We start from the raw sequence: 19,758 nt of genomic DNA on the forward strand, positions 1-19,758 counted from the left end.
CCTCTCTTACCCGGGAAACGGCCTGGCATGTGCCGCAACGAGCTTGATCAAGTCAGCCTGACGGCGCACGCCGGTCTTTCCAAAGATATTCTGGAGATGCGTTTTCACGGTGGCCTCGCTGATGCCAAGCGCCTCCGCTATCCTGGGTACTCCGCTGACTTTCAGCAACGCATCAAGCACCCGCACCTCGCTCGGCGTGAGCCGAAATTGTCGCGCCGCCACTTCGGTCGGGTAACGCGCCGCCATTGACACCTTTCGGACGAAGACGGCGGCGACTGCAGAGTGGTGGGCCCCGGCTTGGCGGCGCGCCCCCGACGTCAGCGGCAGGATATCGGCGACCCAATTCTGGCCAGGCTTGCCGGACAGCGGAATGGCAACACCATCCGCGCCGACAGCGCCGTCGCCACCGCTTGCGGCGGCGATGACATCGCGCAATACCTGCGCCGCATCTGGGTCCACGGCGATCAATGTGTGGTTGACGGCCCGCAGGATCGTCGCATCATCGAGCAGCGCTTGCGCGGCCATGTTGGAGAATGCAACGTGACATTGACTATCCAGCAGAAAAACGCCGGCGTCGAGCCCGTTGAGCGCATCTGACAGACTTCCGGCCTTCTCCTTTTGAAGGTCGATGACATTGCCGATCAATACCGCGCGGCGCACGTGGGGAACCAGCAGCTGCATGCGCTGCCGCATATCGTCGTCGGCAAGCCCTTGGCGCTCGCTTCGGAATACTCCGAACTGGGCGAAGCTCGTTGCGGTCTTGTCGAGCGTGGCAGCCAGATGATCGGCCCACCCGTTCGGCTTGACCCACTCCTTGTAGAAAGTCGTCTCGACGAACTCGCTGTAAGGCAAGACGTTGGTCGTGTTGTAGATCTCCCCGATCTTGAAAAAGAATTGAGCCGTCAAACTCGGATCGAAACGGATATATTTGCTGAAATATTCGTCCACGCTGGAAGGTTCAACATTGTAGACGTAGTGAAGCTCACCCTGAACGGTGATGTCCTTCCAGTAAATTCCAGCCGCAGTTCCGCCGATGAATTGCGTCGCCTGCTCGAGAACGCCTGCCCACAAGCTGGAGTCGAGTGCTGCGTCGTAGATATTGCCGATCAGCAGCGACAAAAGTTCCGGATCGACCATTCCCGACACCGCTCGTTCGACTGACCACGATTGATGCAACTGGGCGATCGCATCAACCGACCTGTGGGACACCAATATGCTCTGAGACCTGACGGCCTTCAGTGTGTGCATGGTGCGAGTCGACTGCCTCCCACCCAAGTCGAGCGTTGTACAGGCGTAGAATATCGCAGGCCAGCCTAGATTTAGCGCGCCGGCATCGTGGCAGACTGCCGGACGGCATAGCGAACAGGCACTCTGTCGAGTGGAACGGACATTGCGATGACAGTGCTGCCTAATTCATGAACCTTCGAGCCTGCGAAGGCAGCCCGGGTCATTGAGCGCACTGTCGCCGTAATCCCGATGAATGCATCGATGTCCCGGCGAATCGATGGTGGCGTAGAGCATCAAGGCCGTGCCACCGCCAAGTAGCCAGCTTCGGACCCACCGAGACGGCCAGAATCCTTGAGCACACCGTCAGCCCAATCCCGGCTTGCAGAACGCATGAATTTGCAAGCCGTTCTGCGAAGTCTCGCCGCAGCCAAAGGCTGGCCATGGGCTTATGGCAAATAAGGTGCTTAGCCATATTAAGGCAAGAAAGAGCGCGTCCAGGATGGTCCCGTTGGAGTGTTCACTCGAACGTCCCTGCATCCGTTGAAATATCTGCGATCGAAGTACAGTTGTCTCAAGCTCGTAGCAAGGTTGCGACTCATTGAGTGCACTGTCGCGGCAATCGCGCGTTTCCCTGGACGTCCTGCTAATTTGCCGCATTTCTCAGATCGACGATGCGGGCCATTTCGCGAATGCGCGATCGTTGCTGTTCGATCGCCGCGGAAAATTCGTCGGGCGTGCCGCCGAGAACGTGCTGCCCGGCCGCTTCGATGCGGGAGCGAATCGAGGGATCCGCGGATATCGCGCGCACGTCAGCGGAGATCTTGTCCCGCAACGTGGGCGACATACCGCGCCAGCCGAACAGACCCGCCAGCCCCTCGATCTCCATCTCCGGAAAGCCGGCCTCTGCGACCGTCGGAATGCCAGGCAGGCTCGGCTCACGCTCGGAACTTGCGACGGCAAGTATCCGCGCCTTGCCGGCGGCCACCGGACCTCCGACGGCCAGCAGGGCATGGGAAAGGATTTGAACGCGCCCCTCACTGAAATCCGCTTGCTGGGTCGTTCCGTCCCGGTAAGGAACGTAGACCTGCTTGAGCGACTGCCGTGCCAGCATCGCGGCATACAGGAAATGCGGCAGGCTCGGGCCTGAACTCCACGATAGTTCGCCGGGCTTCGATCGCGTCAGTTGAGCCAATTCCGGCAGCGAACGCACCGGCATTCGATCGTAAACCGCGATGACGAAAATGGCGCTCGCCGTCGAGGAGATCGGCACCATGTCGCGGGACGGATCGTAGGGCAACACTTCCTGCAGCCGCGGGTTCACGGTGATCATCGAGGCGGTCCCGTAAAGCAGGGTGTGGTCGTCTTTTGCATTCGCAAACGCGCCGCCACCGACGATGGCGTCCGCACCGGGCCTGTTCTCGACGATGACCGGCTTGCCCCATCGCCCGGCCAGCCCTTCGGCATAGAGACGCGCACTGAGGTCGTTGGCTGACCCGGCGGCAAATGGAACGATGATTTTCACGGCACGATTTGGCCAATCTTCGCCTGCAAGACATGTGGACAGGGTATCTGCATAGACCCCGGCAAGCAGCATCGTGAATGCGATGACATTTCGAATCTGCGGCAACCTCATCGCTTTTCTCCGTTGACCAACCGTGGGCAAGACGACAAGCATCAATAAGCGTCCTGAAACGCAATGTTGCCACCCATGTGGATGGGGCGGCGATGACAATTCCGGCCGCGATACCAGCAGACCACGGATGTGGGATCTCCGTCCTGAAACTGTCGTGAAATTAACCTGAAACTTCTCGCTGCCGCCGGCGCGCAGTTTCGGGTAAGATCAGGAAAATGAAACTGATCTTCAGCTCTTTGACGCTTGATCTGGAGCGGCTTTGCCTGCATGGGCCCGCCGGTCAAATTAGGCTGCGGCCGAAAAGCTTTGAAGTGCTGCGCTATCTTGCCGAGCACGCCGGACGGGCGCTCACCAAGGATGAATTGATCGCGGCCATTTGGCCTGATGTCACCGTCAGCGAGGAGTCGCTGACCCGTTGCATAAGCGATATCCGCCTCGCGATCGGTGACGACGCGCAACGCATCATCAAGACGCTGCCCAAGCGCGGCTATCTGCTCGAGGGGCCGGTCTCGCGTGATGGCAAGGGGGCCGGCCCATTGCCTCGATCGTCTGCCGACTTCCCCGCGATCGCTGTCCTGGCCTTCGCCAACCTCTCGCAGGATTCAAGTCAGGATTATTTCTGTGAAGGGATCATCGAGGACATCATCACCGAGCTTTCGCGATTTTCCGGATTGCTCGTGATCGCGAGGAATTCGTCGTTTCAATACAAAGGCCGAAGCGTCGATGTTCGACAAATCGGCAACGAACTCGGCGCGCGATATATTCTCGAAGGAAGCATTCAAAGCAACGACGGCACTGTTCGTATCACGGCGCAATTGATCGACGCTGCACGGGGGGCGCATCTGTGGGCGGATCGATTTGACCGGAAGCTGGGCGATACATTCTCGATCCAGGACGAAATCGCGCGGATGATTTCCGTCAAACTGGCCATCCATATCGATGATGCCGAGGCACATCGTCCGCTGGCCAAGCCGACTGCCAATTGGGACGCATACGACTACTTCCTGCGCGGCAACCATATGATGAAGCGCCTGCTTACAGGGCCGGTCGAGGAACTCTATGAGGCGCGAAAGCTGCTCGAACGCTCCATCGAACTGGACCCCGCGTTCGCTCGTCCGTATGCGGCGCTCTCGACGACCTACACCTTGGCCTGGATTAATCCCGTCAACCATGAACACCAAAGCGAGGAAACCCTGCAGCGGGCGCTTGAACTTGCCCGGAAGGCCGTCGAACTCGGTCCGAACGAACCGTTCGGATACGGAGTTCTCGCCAATGCAGCCATGTTCCAGCGTGATCGCGCGGCATGTCTGGCGGCTTGGGATCGGGTTTTTGCACTAAATCCAAACTATTGCGACTGGCGATACGGCCAATGCCTGGTGTTGTTTGGCAAACCGGAAGAGGGGCTTGCCGCTCTTCGACGCTACATGCGGCTGGATCCTTTCTTTCCGCCGCAGGCATTGATGACCGAGGGACTCGCGCATTTCGTTCAGCGGCGGTACGAGGAGGCATTGGCGCCGTTTCGCGAAATGGTCGATCGCGCGCCGAACTTTCGGAACGGTCGCATGCTTTTGGCGGCGGCCTACGGGCATTTGGGAAAAACAAACGAAGCAGGGCCGCACATAGCGGCGCTGCTCAGGATCGAACCGGATTGCACGCTGAAGAAACTATCCGGCCAGCGCTATCTCCAGTCTGCCGAAGGTGTTCTTCACTATCTTGATGGGTTGCGTAAGGCGGGCCTTCCTGAGGGATGACCGGTTGTCGAGACCGGTACTTCCCCGGCTGCGGTCTTTGCCGGTCGGGTGGAAGAGGTTGACCGCTTTTGGCGCGAAGCGGCCGTTTGGCCAAGTCTCCGAATCTATGATGCAGGCGGAGAGTCCATAGCCGGAGCAAGTGTGGAGCGGTCGTTTGCGGACTGCTGAAGTATGGCAACGGACCACGGACAACGAAGTGCGGCACTTTCTTTGGTGGGCCCGGCAGGACTCGAACCTGCAACCAGACCGTTATGAGCGGTCTGACGCGTAGTCGAAAAATAATAGTTAAATCAGATAGTTATAAGTTTGCATTTTGTGGCAAAAATGCAAACTACCATCGTTTGTTTGCTTTCGTTCCTTTTCATTCCTGTTTGCTTTCGTCCGTGCAGATGTCCTTAAGCGTCCGACGATGCGTTCACTCGTTGCAGCGACTCCGTACTGACTTGGCGAGGTCGTCTCCCATGCGGTTGTGGCTGCTGCGGCCCATGGACTGACGACGGTACTCCGTTTGCGATCGCCGCGAAGTGTCTCTCCGGAACTTTTGCCGAAATCAGCCGATGCTAGAGCCTACTCCTCCTAAGGTCTCGATTGCCTTGCAAATTCTCGATCAGTAGTCGACACCCAATGAGCATGTAGCCGCGCGAGTGCGATAGCTTCGATTGGAAGCGAGTAAGTGGGTGCAATGAGAAGAGCTAAGATCGTTGACGTTAAGCAGGAGGTCTACGGGGCCACCAATGAAAATACGCGCGTACGGCAGCGTGACAAGCTGGAAGAGACGATAGTGAATCTCGCGACTTTCTTAGGCGCAAAAGAAGTTAGGAGAGCGCACATCCTGGATGGCTCTTATATCTATTCCGTCAATAACGATTCTTACCAAAGCGCCTCTAATACGATCCTCCATCTCTCTCGCAAGATAGCAGGAATGTCGTCGTGAAGTTCCACAATCCCCAAAGCGGCCGGAATTGCCGAGTCCGGGCATCACACTCAAGTAGGCGGATTGTCCACCAACCTTTAAGTGATGATTTTCCGACCTGCTAGAAATACCCAAATGATTTCGTCTAAAAAGCCGGCGAAAACATCCCGCCAATTTGGGTGGCGGGTTTCCTTTCTAAGCTCGCTCTTGAATTTGTTTTCAGCAAACACCTGACCTATGACTCGGTCTCCGTAACCAGCAACCGAGTGTTCCGACGGATCAATATTGGCGAGTTTAGCCTTGGAGATAATCCAAGCCTGGTCATTCTCGGTCATTCGTCCAAACTTTTGCGGGGTCGATCCTTCCTTGACGTCAAAGAACAGCCAAAACTGTTCTGCTAGAGGATGGCCATTTGAGATTTCTTCCTGGCTAACCCTGAGCAAGATCGTGTTTGTTGGATTTCGTACCCCCGAGGGCAAGTTCATTACTATCGGAAGCGGAACTAAATTCTCTGCTTCATGAGCAGGTGGGGATGTCGGAAAGCACAGCGGCCAATTGAGTTGTTGTTTTAGCCTTTCAAGCTGGGCGAGCTTTAGATTCGGCGCATCAGGGCTTGCCCTGTCCGAATCGACTATAGCGCAAACGATCTTCGTATTGCGCGCCAAACGCTCAAAGACCATTGCTAGATCCGCGCCACCACCGTGCTGGCGGTCGAATGAGACGCTGCTGCCATGATGCAAATCACAATGATTCTCAAACAAGAATTCGTAAAGGTCTCCATCGGAATCCATGTTCTCAACTAACAAAAGTGGTCTCTCCAGGAGCCTGTATCTCACCAGCAATTCAATGGAAACCTGAATTGAATTGCCAGCTTGCGATATTCTTCGCGGCGCACCGGCGACGATATCGACGTAGATTTTTGCTCGACGCCGCAAGTCCCCGGTCTGTGCATAGCCTTGCGAAATGCGGGATAGCATAGCCGTATCGCGGGCTGACAGATCTACGTGAGCTTGTAGCCAGGAGGCGCTATCGCGACTGACGACCACGAGATGATCCCCGAGCCGGTGTGCGCGAATGAGGTCGGCGATCGCCGCGCCCAACACTCCCCGATCAACAGCAGCGAGTTGTTCCACCAAATCTAAATGAAAAAGCATTCATTTCACCGAGGGTTGAAAAAAACCGTAAGGCCAGTCTTTCAATTCCCCGGATTCCCCGAATGAGGACGTGTGTACGTCTGTAATTCTTGTTTCGTCATCTGTTGCTTCGAATAGAATGACTTGAATGTCGCTATGCAAAATTCGACCTTTCGCAATCAGTTCGCCTAACCGATTCAAAAGTGTTTCGCTGTGAGTTTCAACCAAAAAGTGAATTCGATTTGGAGCCGTGCTAACTTTCGACGGGTTGCTATTCAGTTCGCCCACCAGCGCGTCGGCTAACAAAGCTTGATGCGCTGGATGTAAGTGTAGTTCTGGTTGCTCAATTGCCAGTAGGGACAGCGAAGGGGCTTGTGAAAGGAACGCTGGAGCGATGGGCCCCACATTGACAGATGCCAATCGATTCCTCGCCCACCAAATTTGCCCAAGAACTGGAAGTATCTGAGAAACACCGTACCCGTTGTCAACGATGTTAGAATTTACTCCTTTAGCTACGAGATCTATACTCATGTGCCCGCCGCCACTCTGCCGGGAGACACTCAAGCCATATCCAAAAAGCTCATCGATCCAACGGGACAGCTGAGTAATCTGAGTGTGAGTTAGCGAATTAAGAAACATGGGAAAGTTTTTGCCGTCCGGATCGATCTCTGAAACAGCCAGGTCTTGGTAGCGGTAATAGCGCTCACTACGTGCTCGAGCTGGGCCGATATAAAGAGTGGAGGTTATGATTGATCTCAGATGCGCGCGGATACTCGACAAGACGTGCGGTAACGTCGCGATCGACAGAAGGTCTTGAAGCTTAGGAAATATTTCACGGCGATCGGTGCTTGCAATCTCGGCGGCAAAGGTCCGCCATATCTTTGGACCAACGGACCCCAATTGTTCTCGAAACGCTTTTTTGGTCGAGGGACCGAGTATTGTTAGCTCATAGGCAAATCGATTTTGCCAGTCGAGGCTTAGCCTTTTCACGTAAGGTGCTAAGAGTTGCTTGATTGACTCGATAAATTCGCTGGGCTGTCCTGGATAGTAGTAGTGATAAGGAGCCTGAAGTACCTCGCTCGGCTTTTTCCCTTCAACAGGAACCACAGAAATCTCTGGCAGCAGAGTTCCGGCGGTAATTCGAAGCTTGAGAGGCTTAACAAGATCAAGCTTGTCGATCCCATTCAGTTTGAGCGAAGCAACGGTCGACCCTTCGCCGACAATAATCTCGTAGGTCACTTTCGGCGCGGCGCATCGAATGTATAGTCTCGAAATTCGTGTACGGTCGCCGGAGCCAGTGATGCTGACGTCAAAGTGAAGCCCCTTATATGGCGGGGGCTCATTGGACTGACGACGGTATCGAGTTCTCGGTCCTTCAACGTTCAGTTCGTCCATCACAAATGAGAAGCTGATGGGCTCGTTGGACGCATTGTCGGTTACTGAGATGTCGAAGGATCCAAAGTCTACCAAGTCACCGTACCAAAGTACTGGCGAGCTAGTGCGGGTCATCAGGGATTGTCGGAGTAGCGGAAATGCTCGGAGGAACGTGCTCTTCCCGCTGCTATTGCGGCCTACGAGAATTGTGATCGGCTTTAGCTCGATGGGTGGCACGAGCTTCAATCTTCTCAAATTAGAAACGCCGAAACTTAACATTTCGCCTCGCAATCTGCCCACAGCTGGTGACGCATGGTCCGAGGTAGTCAGACAAGCGAGACCCGCATGGGTTGAACTATTTCAATATGGATGACGCTGGAAGTAAAGTGCTTCCGCAAGTCCAGGCAGGTTTGACTTGGCGAAGAGGATACCTTGCCGGCAATTCTCAGATTCAGTTGGTGTGCTAGTTGCCACCGATATCCATTTCGAGCTGCTTTATCAGCTTGCTAGGCGACGTATTAAGTCCTTTCGCCAACTTCAACAGCATAACGATGGTTGGCGATTTCAACCCACGTTCGATCTGACTGACGTAGGTACGGTGAATGGATGCGCGCTCTGCCAACTCTTCCTGGGAGAGCTTGGCAGTGCGTCTCAGGTTAGAGACAATTTTCCCGAAAGCAAAATTTGGGTCTTTCACACCCTTAATAATCTTGCCTCGAATACTAAAGGGCTACAGACTATAGTATTCGAGACGTTCGACGCAGAGCGGACGTTCTAACGTGTGCCGGTGTCCGATGAACACTCTTGAACCCTCACTACAACTCGATGCGGCCGTTCTGGAGGGGTTGTAATGGATGAGAAGATTGCGAAGATCTCTCGCGACGCCCCGTTGAGATTGGACGTGGCATTGAAATTGGCTTTTCCGGCGGGAGGCTTAACGGTCAAGGGACTTCGGAAGGAAATTGAGAGAGGGCGATTAGAGGTCGAATTGATCGCTAACAAGCACTTCACAACGTTGGCTGCTATCGAGCGGATGCGTGAGTTGTGCAAGGTGGTGCCAAAGAACTTACGATCCAACGAGGTTTGCTCGCAGCGCCATGTTTTGCCGGATTGCCGAGATGAGGAGAGCGAGTCCGGCCTACAACGGCTCATAAGAATAACGCGAGAAAAGAGCCGCGCAGCAAGGCTAGAGCATAAGGTGCAAAAACGAAATAAATCGACTTAAGAGGGTGGTATATATTTCATGAACAAAAGCTGTGCCCCAAACTCTAGAGAAAATTTTCCTACCATATAAGTCATTGATATTATTGGTGGGCCCGGCAGGACTCGAACCTGCAACCAGACCGTTATGAGCGGCCGGCTCTAACCATTGAGCTACAGGCCCCGCCGCGAGACGGCCGCGGGACTGCGCGGCCGGCAACGGTGCGCGGTTCGTTTACAGGGATGGAGGCGGGGGTGCAATGCTGGCTCTGGCGGATGGGGACGCCGGCGCAGCAATGCCCGAGATTTTCGAATACCCGAAATTGGCGATGATGCACTTATAGTCCTGTTTTGCCCGACGGGTCAAATCGCCTTCACCGGGGTTCGTTCGTCTCACCCTGTAACCCCTTGTAACCGCTAGCTTCGTCTACTGTGCATGGGGTTGTTTTCGATGTTTTTGATGGGAGGGGGCCTTTCGTCCCCTCCGATGTCTCGTTGGCGAGCTGCAGGCTCGCGGCAGATCGCCGGTGCTAGTCCACCGACACCCCGGCGAACGCCACGACCTTGCGCCACTTCTCGGTCTCGTCGCTGACCAGCTTGCCGAACTCGGCCGGCGTCATCGGCTTGGGGATGCCGCCGGTCTCGGCCAGGCGCGCCACCAGCTTCGGGTCCTTCAGGGCCTCGTTGACCGCCTTGTTGAGGATCTCGACGATTTCGGGTGGCGTGCCCTTCGGCGCGGAGATGCCGTAGAAGCCGACCGATTCGAATCCCGGCACGGTCTCGGCGATCGTGGGCACGTCCGGCACGGTCGGCCAGCGCTGCGGCGAGGTCACGCCCAGCGCGCGGACATTGCCGCCCTTCGATTGCTCGAGCGCGGAGGGCAGATTGTCGAAGATCAGCTGCACCTTGTTGGAGATGATGTCGGGAAACGCGATCGCCGAGCCGCGATAGGGCACGTGCACCATGTCGCACTTGGTCATCGCCTTGAACAGCTCCGCCGACATGTGCACCGAGGTGCCGTTGCCGGACGAGGCAAAGGAGATCTTGCCGGGGTTGGCCTTGCAATAGTCGATGAACTCCCGAACCGTCTTCGCGGGAAACGCGTTGGAGACGACCAGCATGTTGGTGAGCTGCATGATGCTGGCGACCGGGGCGGTATCGCGCAAAAAGTCGAACGGCAGCTTCTTGTAGAGCGAGGTCGAGATCGCGTTGTTGGGCGCGACGAACAGCAGCGTATAGCCGTCGGCCGGCGAAGCGATCGCAGCAGCTGCCGCGATGTTGCCGCCGGAGCCGGTGCGATTCTCGACGATGAATTGCTGGCCGAGGCGGTCCGACAGCCATTGCGCCATGATCCGCGCGACGATGTCGACCGGACCGCCGGCGGCGAAGCCGATCATCCAGTGCACGGGACGGTCGGGATAGCCGGCGTAGGCGGGAAGGGGGGCGCTGAAAAGCGAGATAAGGAAAACCAGCCCGAAAAAACCGTTACGCAAAATTCGCAACATGAAGCCTCCCGTTGTTCTATTGTCGTTGGGTGACATGCTTTCACAAAAACCGCTTCCTGCCTACATCGTCGGACGTCGATGTTGACGCGGGGCGGCGGGGAACGACCATGAGATTCGCTTTTGTTTTCCTTCTCGGCGCGGCGCTGCTGTTGAGCCCCGCCGCCGCTCAAACCGGAGGCAGCGCCATTCCGACCACGACATCCGGCCTCAAGATAAGCCTGGGCACCGCGACGCCCGGCGGCGGCTTTCCGCTCTATGGCAACGCCTTCGCGGACATGATGAACGCGGCCGATCCGCAAACCACCATCGCGCCGCGCAACACCAGGGGCAGCAACGAGAACATTCCGCTGCTGGAGAAAGGCGAGCTCGATCTCGCTCTGGTCGCGGGCGAGCCGGCCTATGAAGCCTTCGCCGGCATCGGGCGTGCGCCGGTACGGCTGAGGATTCTCACCGCGATCTATTCCAACCCCGGCATGTTCGTGGTGCGCGCGGACAGCCCCTACAAGACGATTGCCGATCTCGTCGGACAACCGGTGGCGTTCGGCGCCAAGGGCTCCGGCCTGCCGATCCTGGCGCGCTATGTGCTCGATGGCCTCGGGTTGAAGCAGGACGAGGATTTCAAGGCTGTCTATCTCGACCGCGCCGGCGACGGCCCCGCGATGGTCGAGGATGGGCGTGTCGCAGCGCTCTGGGGCGCCGGCATCGGCTGGCCCGGCTTTGCCGCGGTGGCCTCGAGCCCATCCGGCGCGCGCTTCATCGCGCCCAGCGCGGACGAGATCACGCGCATCCGCGCCAAGCATGCGTTCCTCAAGCCGCTGACCGTGCCGGCCGGCTCCTACCCGAAGCAGGCCGAGCCGATCGGCTCGCTCGGTTCCTGGAGCTTTGTGCTGACGCGGGAGGATCTGCCGGACGATGTCGCCTATCGCCTCGCCAAGACGCTGCACGGTATCGAGGCGAATTTCTGCAAGAAGCTCGCGCAGGCCTGCGAGACCACCGCGGCAAACACCGTCGCCGCGGCGCCGAAGCCGGAGCTGATCCATCCCGGCGTGATGAAATATTTTCGCGAGATCGGCGTGGTGAAGTAGGACACCGCGCCTGCGCTTACTTCCCTTCGCCCCTTCTGGGAGAAGGTGGCGCGAAGCGCCGGATGAGGGGTACCTCTCCGGCAATTCAGCTGCGAGAGGGGCGCTCGCGGAGACAACGCCTCACCCGGCTTCGCTTCGCGAATCCACCCTCTCCCGCAAGGGGAGAGGGTGCACCGTCAGCGCGGCTACGCCGTCACTTCTTCACCATCGCGCACGCCGGGTCCGGCGGACCGAACGCCTTGTCACCGGGGATCGTCGCGAGGATCTTGTAATAGTCCCACGGATATTTGCTCTCCTCCGGCGTCTTCACCTGCACCAGCCTGAGATCGTGCACCATCAGATTGTCCTCGCGCAGTCTGCCGTTGCGGGCGAAGAAATCCTCGATCGGCTTTTCGCGCATCTTGGCGGCGACCTTGAGCGGATCGTCGGTGCCGGTCTCCTTGATGGCGTTGAGATAGTGCATCACGCTGGAATAGACGCCGGCCTGCCACATCGTCGGCATCTTGTTCATCTTGGCGAAATAGCGCTTCGACCATTCGCGGGTCTTGTCGTCCATGTCCCAGTAGAACGAGGTCGTCAGCAGCAGGCCCTGGGCTGCCTGCAAACCGAGGCCGTGGATGTCGGTGATCAGCGCGAGCAGTGCCGCCATCTGCTGGCCGCCCTTGAACACGCCGAACTCCGAGCCGGTCTTGATCTCGTTCATGTTGTTTGGGGGGCCTGCCGCAATGCCGATGATCTTGGCCTTGGAAGCCTGCGCCTGGAGCACGAACGATGACAGATCCGGCGTTGCCAGCGGCGGCCGCACCGAGCCCAGCACCTTGCCGCCACTGGCGGTGACGACGCTGGAGGCGTCGCGCTCCAGCGAATGGCCGAAGGCATAGTCGTCGGTGATGAAGAACCAGCTGTCGCCGCCGCGTTTGACCACCGCGTCCGCGGTGCCGACCGCGAGCGCGCGGGTGTCGAACACCCACTGGATCGCATAGGGCGAGCAGAACTTGCCGTGGAAATCGGCGGTACCGGTGGAGTGGGTGATGAACAGTCGCTTCTTCTCGGTGGCGACGTTCTGCACCGCGAGCCCGACCGCGGAGACCGGGACGTCGACGATCAGATCGACCTGGTCGACGTCGTACCAGCGCCGCGCGATGCCGCCGCCGATGTCGGCCTTGAGCTGGTGGTCGCCGATTACGATGCTGATCGGCTTGCCGAGAACCTTGCCGCCGAAATCGTCGATCGCCATCTGCGCCGCCGTCACCGAGCCCTGGCCGGTCGGCGCCGAGGCCGGACCGTTCATGTCGGTGAGCACGCCGATCTTGACGATGTCGTCGGAAACCTGCGCCATTGCGGCACCCGGCAACAGCGCTGCGAAGGCGGCCGCGACCGGCAGTCCAAATCTCGTTGGCTTCACGTTTGTCCTCCCCTGGTCCGGCGCGTTGGCCGGTGTTGCTGGCCGGGTATGGCCCGGCTGAATTGGTTTCTTTTGCAACTATTTTGGGGCGGGCGTCAACGTCAGGCCGCGAAGCGGATTTGCCCGGCGGGCGAGGGGTCGTAGCCGGTCAGCTCCTCGGCGCGCTGGCGCAATCGTTTTTCGCCGAGGAACCGGATCAGGGCCTGCATGGCGGGGCGGAAATAGCTGCGCTGCCGCATCGCAAGATCGAGGTTCTCCCAGACCAGCGGCACGAAATCGAGACCGGCCGAGCGCGCCGCCGCGCGCGTCGCGATTCCGCAATCGGCTTGGCCCGCGCGGACCACTTCGGCGAGATCCGGCCCGGTCAGGGCGGGCGTCTCGATCCGTCGCAAATCCCGCGTCGAGGCGCCGGTGCGCTTGAGCAGCACGTCGAGCAGCATCTGCGCGCCCGTGCCTTGCTGCCGCATCGCCATCCTGGCACCGAGCGCGAGCACGTCAGACAGGCCGCGCAGCCGCTTGGGATTGCCCGGCGGCAGCACGAGGCCCTGCTCGCGGCGCACGAACGCGACCAGCAATGCATCATGCAGGTCAGGAGCGGCCCGCAGCGCTTCGACGCTGGCATCGCGGGCGAGATTCTCGGCCGCATCCAGGCTGTGGAAGTGCACCGCCACGGCCATCACCTCGTCGCGCTGCAGCCGCTCGAGCCCGCGCGCGCTGCCCTCGCTCATCGACCCCAGGCCCGAGCCGGATTCGCGCAGGCTCCAGTCCAGGAGCTCGTCCTGGCTGCCGCCCACGACCGGCGGCGGCTCCGCGGTCAGCATGCCGGCCGGACGCGCAAGGCCCGACAGCACCCAGAGGTCGAGCTCATGCCGCGGGAAGAGCCACTTTCCGGTCACCTTGGTGCAAGGGATCGCGCCGGTGGTGACGAGTTCGTAAAGCTTGCGTTCGCCGAGCCGAAGATAGTCGGCGGCTTCGCTGGTCGTCAGGAATTCCATCCTGCATTCCTATGCAAATTCTTGCTTCTTTTTGGACATTCGTCGCAGGTGGAATTCTGCAGTTCTATTTCGGTCCGCGCGAACCATGCCCGATCATCTCGCTGCTTTGCAACAGATGCTGATCAGTGATTTCGCATTGGGTTTACAATCTGCAGCGCTCGAATGGTGCGGGCCTTGCGGACGTCGCGCTTTTCCTCGCAACCAACGTGCCGGTTGATTGGTTGCCGAGATTTCCCGGCACCCCGCCACATCGCGATCGGGTGCACGGTAAAAAGCCTGTTGCCGGTGGTAATCCGATTTGCGCTCTATCTTTTGTTGCTTCCGCCGATGGGCAGATGCGTCATGAGCGCGGCGCAATCGCTCATCATGATCGCGCCGTCTCCAATGGAACCCGCTCATGGCCGTTCGACTGTCCGTTGCCTTCGCACTTCTCTGCGGCCTCGTCGCGGGCGTGGCGGCGTCATCCGCCGAGGACCGCGCGATCGTCCTGGCCACGACGACATCGACGCAGGAATCCGGCCTGCTCGACTACCTGCTGCCGATCTTCCACGACAAGACCGGCATCGAGGTGACCGTAATCGCACGGCGTGCCGATGAGGTGCTCGACGGACCGCGAAGGGGGGAGGTTGATGTCGTGCTGATGCATGCGCGGCCGCAGGAGGAGAAATTCGTCGCCGACGGTTTTGGCGCAAAGCGCTTCGACGTGATGTACAACGACTATCTGCTGATCGGGCCGAAGAGCGACCCCGCCGGCGTGAAAGGCAAGGATATCGCGACCGCGCTGAAGGCTATCGAGGCCAAGGGCGCGCCGTTCGTGACGCGCGGCGATCGCTCCGGCACCCATGCCGCCGAGCTCGCGCTCTGGATCGTCGCCGGCATCGACATCGCGAGCACCAAGGGCGCCTGGTATCGCGAAGCCAGGCAGGGCATGACTGCCGCCCTCGAGGCCGCGCGCACGGCGAACGCCTATGTGCTGTCCGACCGCGGCAGCTGGATCGCGTTCAGGGAGCGCGGCGATCTCGACGTCGTCGTCGAAGGCGACAAGCGTCTGCTCAACCAATACGGCGTGATGCTGGTGAACCCGGACAAATTTCCGAACGTGAAGAAGGAACTGGGGCAGACATTCGTCGACTGGCTGATCTCGCCGGAGGGGCAGGCCACGATCGCCCGCTACAAGGTCGACGGCCAGCAGCTGTTCTTCCCCAATGCGGACAAGTCGGGCGGCTGACCTCCGCATCGCCCTCGGTTGCCAAAACGGACGATGCATGGTCCATCATGCCGCATGACCCAGCGCCTGCCGCCATCGCTGACGCCGCTCGACACTGCGCTCGCCACGTTGCTGAACGGGCTTGATCCCGTCGCACCGGTCGAATTGCCGCTGACCGACGCCGCCGGCTGCGTCGCGGCTGGGACGCCGCTGCTTGCGGCCTATCCGCCGCGCGACATTGCCACTGCGGATGGCTGGGCATTATGCGCCAACGATCTGGTCGGCGCGTCCTCCTATTCACCGCTGCTCCTGCCGATGGCGCCCGCCTGGGTCGATGCCGGCGACGCGATGCCGGCGGGATGCGACTGTGTGCTCGATGCCGACGCCGTCGAGATGTCCGGTCCGCTCGCCCAGGTGCTGGCGGAGGGCGTGCCGGGGCAGGGCGTCAGGCGTGCCGGCAGTGACATCGCGAACAGCGCACCCGCCGGCGCAGAAGGGGATCCGATCGGTGCGGCCGACCTGCTTGTCGCGCGCGTCGCGGGTCTAACAAAATTCAGCGTGCGGCGGCCGCGGCTGCGCATCGTCAACGTGCCCGATGCAATGGCAACGGCGTATTTGATCGCCGAGGTCGCGCGCCCGGTGGGCCTGGATGTGACGATGCATACCGCCGGCGGCCGTGATGCTGCGTCGATTGCGGAGGCGCTCGATGCTTCCTCCTGCGATCTCCTGCTGACGATCGGTGGCAGCGGCGTCGGCCGCAAGGATGCGGCGGTCACCGCGCTGGCCAGGCGTGGTGATTTGATTGCCCATGGCCTTGCCCTGCAGCCTGGACGCACCGCCGCGGTCGGGCGGCTCGGAAAGGTTCCTGTCGTCGCCTTGCCCGGCTCGCCTGACCATGCGCTCGCGGTCTGGCTCGCGCTCGCGCTTCCGCTCGTCGATCGTCTGTCGGCGCGCAGGCCGCGCCGCCGGATGACCTTGCCGCTCGCGCGAAAAATCGCATCCGGCGTCGGCATCGCTGAAATCGCCCTGCTGGCCGAGGAACATCATGCCTGGGTGCCGCTTGCGGTAGGCGAATGGCCGCTGCAGGCAATTGCCCGCGCGGATGCATGGCTGCTCATTCCCGCCAGCGACGAAGGATTTGCGGCGAGCGCGCCGGTCGATGCCTATCTGATGCGGGAGTGATATGGATTCCGGCATGGCGATGATCCCGCAATCACAGGTCCACGGCGCGCTCGAACAGGAGCAGTTCCTCAAGATCCTCTCCCGCGAGGAGGCCCTGGCGCGCTTCGAAGCGGCGTTGTTCCCACGCGCGCTTCCGAGCGAAGCGCGCAAGCTCGATGCTGCGCTCGGCGCGGCGCTCGCTGAAGACATCACGGCGCCGATCGACGTGCCGCCGTTCGACCGTTCCAACGTCGACGGCTTTGCGGTGCGCTCGGCGGACCTTGCAGCGGCCGGCATAGGCGCACCGGTTCGCCTCGGGCTGAACGGCGAGACCATTCACTGCGGCACGGCGCCAGTGCTGCAAGTGGCGGCGGGAACCGCAACACCGATCGCGACCGGTGGCCCGCTGCCGCGCGGTGCCGATGCCGTGGTCATGGTGGAGCACACCCAGCCGGCCGGCCTTGACGCAATCGAGGTCCGTCGTGCTGCGTCTCCCGGGCAATTCGTTTCCTATGCAGGATCCGACATCGCGCGCGGCGAAGCGCTGCTGCGCGCCGGCACCGTCATCGGCTCGCGCGAGATCGGCATGCTGGCGGCCTGCGGCATTGCCGAGGTGATCATCGCGCGCAAGCCGCGCGTCGCTGTGATCTCGACCGGTGACGAACTGGTCCAACCCGGCGAAGCGCTCGCGCCGGCTGCGATCTACGACACCAACGGCGCGATCGTCGCGGCCGCGATCGACGAGAACGGCGGCGAGGCGATTTTCCTCGGCGCGATTCCGGACGATGAAGCCAAGCTCGAAGCCGCGATGCGGCGCGCGCTGGCGGACGCCGATATGCTGGTGCTCTCCGGCGGCACCTCGAAAGGCGCAGGCGATCTGTCCCATCGCATCATCGGCCGGCTCGGCAAGCCCGGCATCATCGCGCATGGCGTTGCGCTCAAGCCCGGCAAGCCGCTGTGCCTTGCGGTGTGCGACGGCAAGCCGGTGGTGATCCTGCCGGGCTTTCCGACCTCGGCGATGTTCACCTTCCACGACATGATCGTGCCGGTGCTGCGCAGGATGGCCGGATTGCCGCCGCGCTCCGATGCGAAAGTGAGCGCGACTGTGCCGGTGCGCATCGCTTCCGAACTCGGCCGCACCGAATTCGTCATGGTCTCGCTGGTGGACGGCAAGGACGGCTTGATCGCCTATCCCTCCGGCAAGGGGTCCGGTGCGATCACGTCCTTTGCGCAGGCCGACGGTTTTCTGCGCATCGACGCGCTCGCCGACCAGATGCCCGCCGGGACCAAAGCCGAGGTGACGCTGTTCACGCCGCATGTGCGGGTGCCCGATCTCGTCATCGTCGGCAGCCATTGCACCGGCCTCGACCTCGTCACCGCACAGCTTGCGCATGCCGGGCTGACCGTGCGCTCTATCGCGGTCGGCAGCCTCGGCGGGCTTGCGGCGGCGAAACGGGGCGAGTGCGATCTCGCGCCGATCCATTTGTTCGACGACAAGAGCGAGACTTACAACACGCCCTATCTGGTCGAGGGGCTCGAGCTCGTGCCGGGCTGGCGGCGGATGCAGGGCATCGTGTTCCGGAAAGGCGACAAGCGTTTCGAGGGCCTCAGCGCGAAGCAGGGCGTCGCTGCCGCGCTCGCGGACCCTGCCTGCATCATGGTCAACCGCAACCAGGGTGCCGGCACGCGCATCCTGATCGACCGGCTGCTCGGCGGCGCGCGCCCGGAAGGCTATTGGAACCAGCCGCGCTCCCACAACGCCGTTGCCGCGGCCGTCGTACAGCACCGTGCCGACTGGGGCATGACCATTGCGCCGGTCGCCCATGCGGCCCGCCTCGGTTTCATCCCGCTCGCGGAGGAGCATTATGACTTCGCGCTGGTGACGGCGCGCAGGCAGCGGCCGGCGGCGCAGGCCTTTCTGGACGCACTCGGCTCGAATGAGGCTCGCGTGGCGCTGGAGCGTGCTGGCTTCAGGCCGGCTTAGAGTCACGACGATGCGGCACTCAAGCCGCGCGACAGGGTGGGGGACGCGATGGCGAGGCCGCTTTCGGTTGCGATCGTCGGTGCCGGCATGGGTGGGCTAGCAACTGCCGCAGCGCTCCAGCGCGCCGGCATCGACGTGACGGTCTACGAGCAGGCCTCCCAATTTGCGCGCATCGGCGCCGGCATCCAGATTGGCTGCAACGCGATGAAGGTCCTGCGCGCGCTCGGACTGGAAGCGCGGATGCGCGAGCACTGCTTCTACCCGCGCTCCTGGAACAACCGCGACTGGCGCAGCGGCGATATCAAGTTCGACATGATTTTTGGCGAGAGCGCGGAAGAGAAGTTCGGCGCGCCCTATCTGCTGGCCCATCGCGCCGATTTGCATGCGGCGCTGGCGAGCGTGGTGCCGGACGCGTGCATCAAGCTCAGCCACAAGCTCGTCGGTCTCGACGAGACAGGAGAAGGCGTCCGGCTCACTTTCGCAAACAGCACAAGCGTAGTCGCCGATGCCGTGGTCGGCGCTGACGGCGTGCATTCAGCCGTGCGCGACATCCTGTTCGACACCGCGCCGGTCAAATTCACCGGCCGCATCGCTTATCGCACCACCTATCCCGCCACGCTGCTTGGCGGTGAAAAGATCGACGACTGCACGAAATGGTGGGGCGAGGACCGCCACATCGTGATCTATTACGTCAAGCCCGATCGCAGCGAGGTCTATCTCGTCACCAGTCAGCCCGAACCGGATTTCCGCATCGAGTCCTGGTCCGCGAAGGGCGACGTGCGCGATCTGCGCGCCTCGTTCGAAGGCTTTCATCCGCAGGTCGGACAGGTGCTGGCCGCCTGTCCCGATGTCCACAAATGGGCGATCATGGACCGCGACGCACTGGAGCGATGGGTCGACGGCAAGGTGACGCTGCTCGGCGATGCCTGCCATCCGATGACGCCCTACATGGCGCAGGGCGCGGCCATGGCGATCGAGGATGCCGCCGTGCTGTCGCGCTGTCTCGACGGCGTCGACCGTGACGGCGTCGCAGATGCCTTCCGTCGGTTCGAGGCGACCCGCAAGGAGCGGACAACGCGGGTGCAGGAAACCTCGCGCGCCAATATCTGGCTGAAGCAGCGGACCGATACGAGCTGGGTCTATGGCTACGATGCGTGGACCGTGCCGCTGGCGGCCTGAGCTGGA

At 60.8% G+C, this 19,758-nt stretch carries 15 protein-coding genes, 1 tRNA gene and 1 pseudogene; 7 read left to right on the plus strand and 10 right to left on the minus strand.

Annotation, left to right across the window (positions count from 1 at the left end):
- Positions 1–6 precede the first annotated feature (6 nt).
- Both OC450_RS28375 and OC450_RS28380 read right to left on the minus strand, forming a co-directional pair.
- Positions 7–1,137: a helix-turn-helix transcriptional regulator gene (locus tag OC450_RS28375; RefSeq protein ID WP_262049077.1), complete on the minus strand. Its 1,131-nt coding sequence runs from the start codon at positions 1,135–1,137 to the stop codon at positions 7–9.
- 733 nt (positions 1,138–1,870) lie between these two features.
- Complete coding sequence (locus OC450_RS28380) at positions 1,871–2,860, minus strand: Bug family tripartite tricarboxylate transporter substrate binding protein (protein WP_211381796.1); 990 nt, start codon at positions 2,858–2,860, stop codon at positions 1,871–1,873.
- 215 nt (positions 2,861–3,075) lie between these two features.
- Here OC450_RS28380 and OC450_RS28385 point away from each other — a divergent pair, with 215 nt between their 5' ends.
- Positions 3,076–4,611, plus strand: a complete 1,536-nt coding sequence (locus OC450_RS28385) for a winged helix-turn-helix domain-containing protein (RefSeq protein ID WP_262049078.1) — start codon at positions 3,076–3,078, stop codon at positions 4,609–4,611.
- Between the two features lie 1,011 nt (positions 4,612–5,622).
- Here OC450_RS28385 and OC450_RS28390 read toward each other — a convergent pair.
- The 4 genes and pseudogenes from OC450_RS28390 to OC450_RS28400 all read right to left on the minus strand — a co-directional run bounded on the left by OC450_RS28390 (position 5,623) and on the right by OC450_RS28400 (position 8,728).
- A complete protein-coding gene (locus tag OC450_RS28390; RefSeq protein ID WP_262049079.1) occupies positions 5,623–6,678 on the minus strand; it encodes a hypothetical protein in 1,056 nt (351 codons plus the stop codon).
- Complete coding sequence (locus OC450_RS28395; protein WP_262049080.1) at positions 6,679–7,896, minus strand: AAA family ATPase; 1,218 nt, start codon at positions 7,894–7,896, stop codon at positions 6,679–6,681.
- A gap of 174 nt (positions 7,897–8,070) precedes the next feature.
- Positions 8,071–8,310: pseudogene (locus OC450_RS34455) on the minus strand (AAA family ATPase); the annotation flags it as partial.
- A 184-nt stretch (positions 8,311–8,494) separates the two neighbouring features.
- Entirely contained in the window at positions 8,495–8,728 is a 234-nt protein-coding gene (locus tag OC450_RS28400; protein WP_262049081.1) for a helix-turn-helix domain-containing protein, read from the minus strand.
- 153 nt (positions 8,729–8,881) lie between these two features.
- Here OC450_RS28400 and OC450_RS28405 point away from each other — a divergent pair, with 153 nt between their 5' ends.
- Positions 8,882–9,256, plus strand: a complete 375-nt coding sequence (locus OC450_RS28405) for an excisionase (protein ID WP_262049082.1) — start codon at positions 8,882–8,884, stop codon at positions 9,254–9,256.
- Between the two features lie 83 nt (positions 9,257–9,339).
- On the opposite strand, the gene OC450_RS28410 is transcribed toward OC450_RS28405, so the two are convergent.
- A tRNA-Ile gene (locus OC450_RS28410) sits at positions 9,340–9,415 on the minus strand.
- 346 nt (positions 9,416–9,761) lie between these two features.
- Positions 9,762–10,736, minus strand: a complete 975-nt coding sequence (locus tag OC450_RS28415) for a Bug family tripartite tricarboxylate transporter substrate binding protein (RefSeq protein WP_256809037.1) — start codon at positions 10,734–10,736, stop codon at positions 9,762–9,764.
- A 107-nt stretch (positions 10,737–10,843) separates the two neighbouring features.
- Here OC450_RS28415 and OC450_RS28420 point away from each other — a divergent pair, with 107 nt between their 5' ends.
- On the plus strand, positions 10,844–11,821 hold the full coding sequence (locus OC450_RS28420; RefSeq protein WP_262049083.1) for a TAXI family TRAP transporter solute-binding subunit: 978 nt from the start codon (positions 10,844–10,846) through the stop codon (positions 11,819–11,821).
- Between the two features lie 193 nt (positions 11,822–12,014).
- Here OC450_RS28420 and OC450_RS28425 read toward each other — a convergent pair whose 3' ends face one another.
- The gene (locus tag OC450_RS28425; protein ID WP_262049084.1) at positions 12,015–13,226 is read right to left on the minus strand and encodes an ABC transporter substrate-binding protein; all 1,212 of its coding nucleotides are present in this window, start codon (positions 13,224–13,226) and stop codon (positions 12,015–12,017) included.
- Between the two features lie 101 nt (positions 13,227–13,327).
- Entirely contained in the window at positions 13,328–14,221 is an 894-nt protein-coding gene (locus tag OC450_RS28430) for a helix-turn-helix transcriptional regulator (protein WP_262049085.1), read from the minus strand.
- A 397-nt stretch (positions 14,222–14,618) separates the two neighbouring features.
- Between OC450_RS28430 and OC450_RS28435 the strand changes: the two genes are divergently transcribed.
- The 4 genes from OC450_RS28435 to OC450_RS28450 are packed head-to-tail and all read left to right on the plus strand — an operon-like array spanning position 14,619 to position 19,752.
- Positions 14,619–15,449 carry a substrate-binding domain-containing protein gene (locus OC450_RS28435; RefSeq protein ID WP_211381807.1) on the plus strand — a complete coding sequence of 277 codons (831 nt, stop codon included), beginning with the start codon at positions 14,619–14,621 and terminating at the stop codon, positions 15,447–15,449.
- Between the two features lie 54 nt (positions 15,450–15,503).
- Entirely contained in the window at positions 15,504–16,610 is a 1,107-nt protein-coding gene (locus OC450_RS28440; RefSeq protein WP_262049086.1) for a molybdopterin-binding protein, read from the plus strand.
- Positions 16,611–16,623: 13 nt separating this feature from the next.
- Complete coding sequence (locus OC450_RS28445) at positions 16,624–18,573, plus strand: molybdopterin biosynthesis protein (protein WP_410050527.1); 1,950 nt, start codon at positions 16,624–16,626, stop codon at positions 18,571–18,573.
- Between the two features lie 48 nt (positions 18,574–18,621).
- Positions 18,622–19,752: an FAD-dependent monooxygenase gene (locus tag OC450_RS28450; protein ID WP_262049088.1), complete on the plus strand. Its 1,131-nt coding sequence runs from the start codon at positions 18,622–18,624 to the stop codon at positions 19,750–19,752.
- The last annotated feature ends 6 nt before the right edge of the window (positions 19,753–19,758 follow it).

Source organism: Bradyrhizobium sp. Bra78 (genome assembly GCF_024519855.1).
Taxonomy (GTDB): Bacteria; Pseudomonadota; Alphaproteobacteria; order Rhizobiales; family Xanthobacteraceae; genus Bradyrhizobium; species Bradyrhizobium japonicum_G.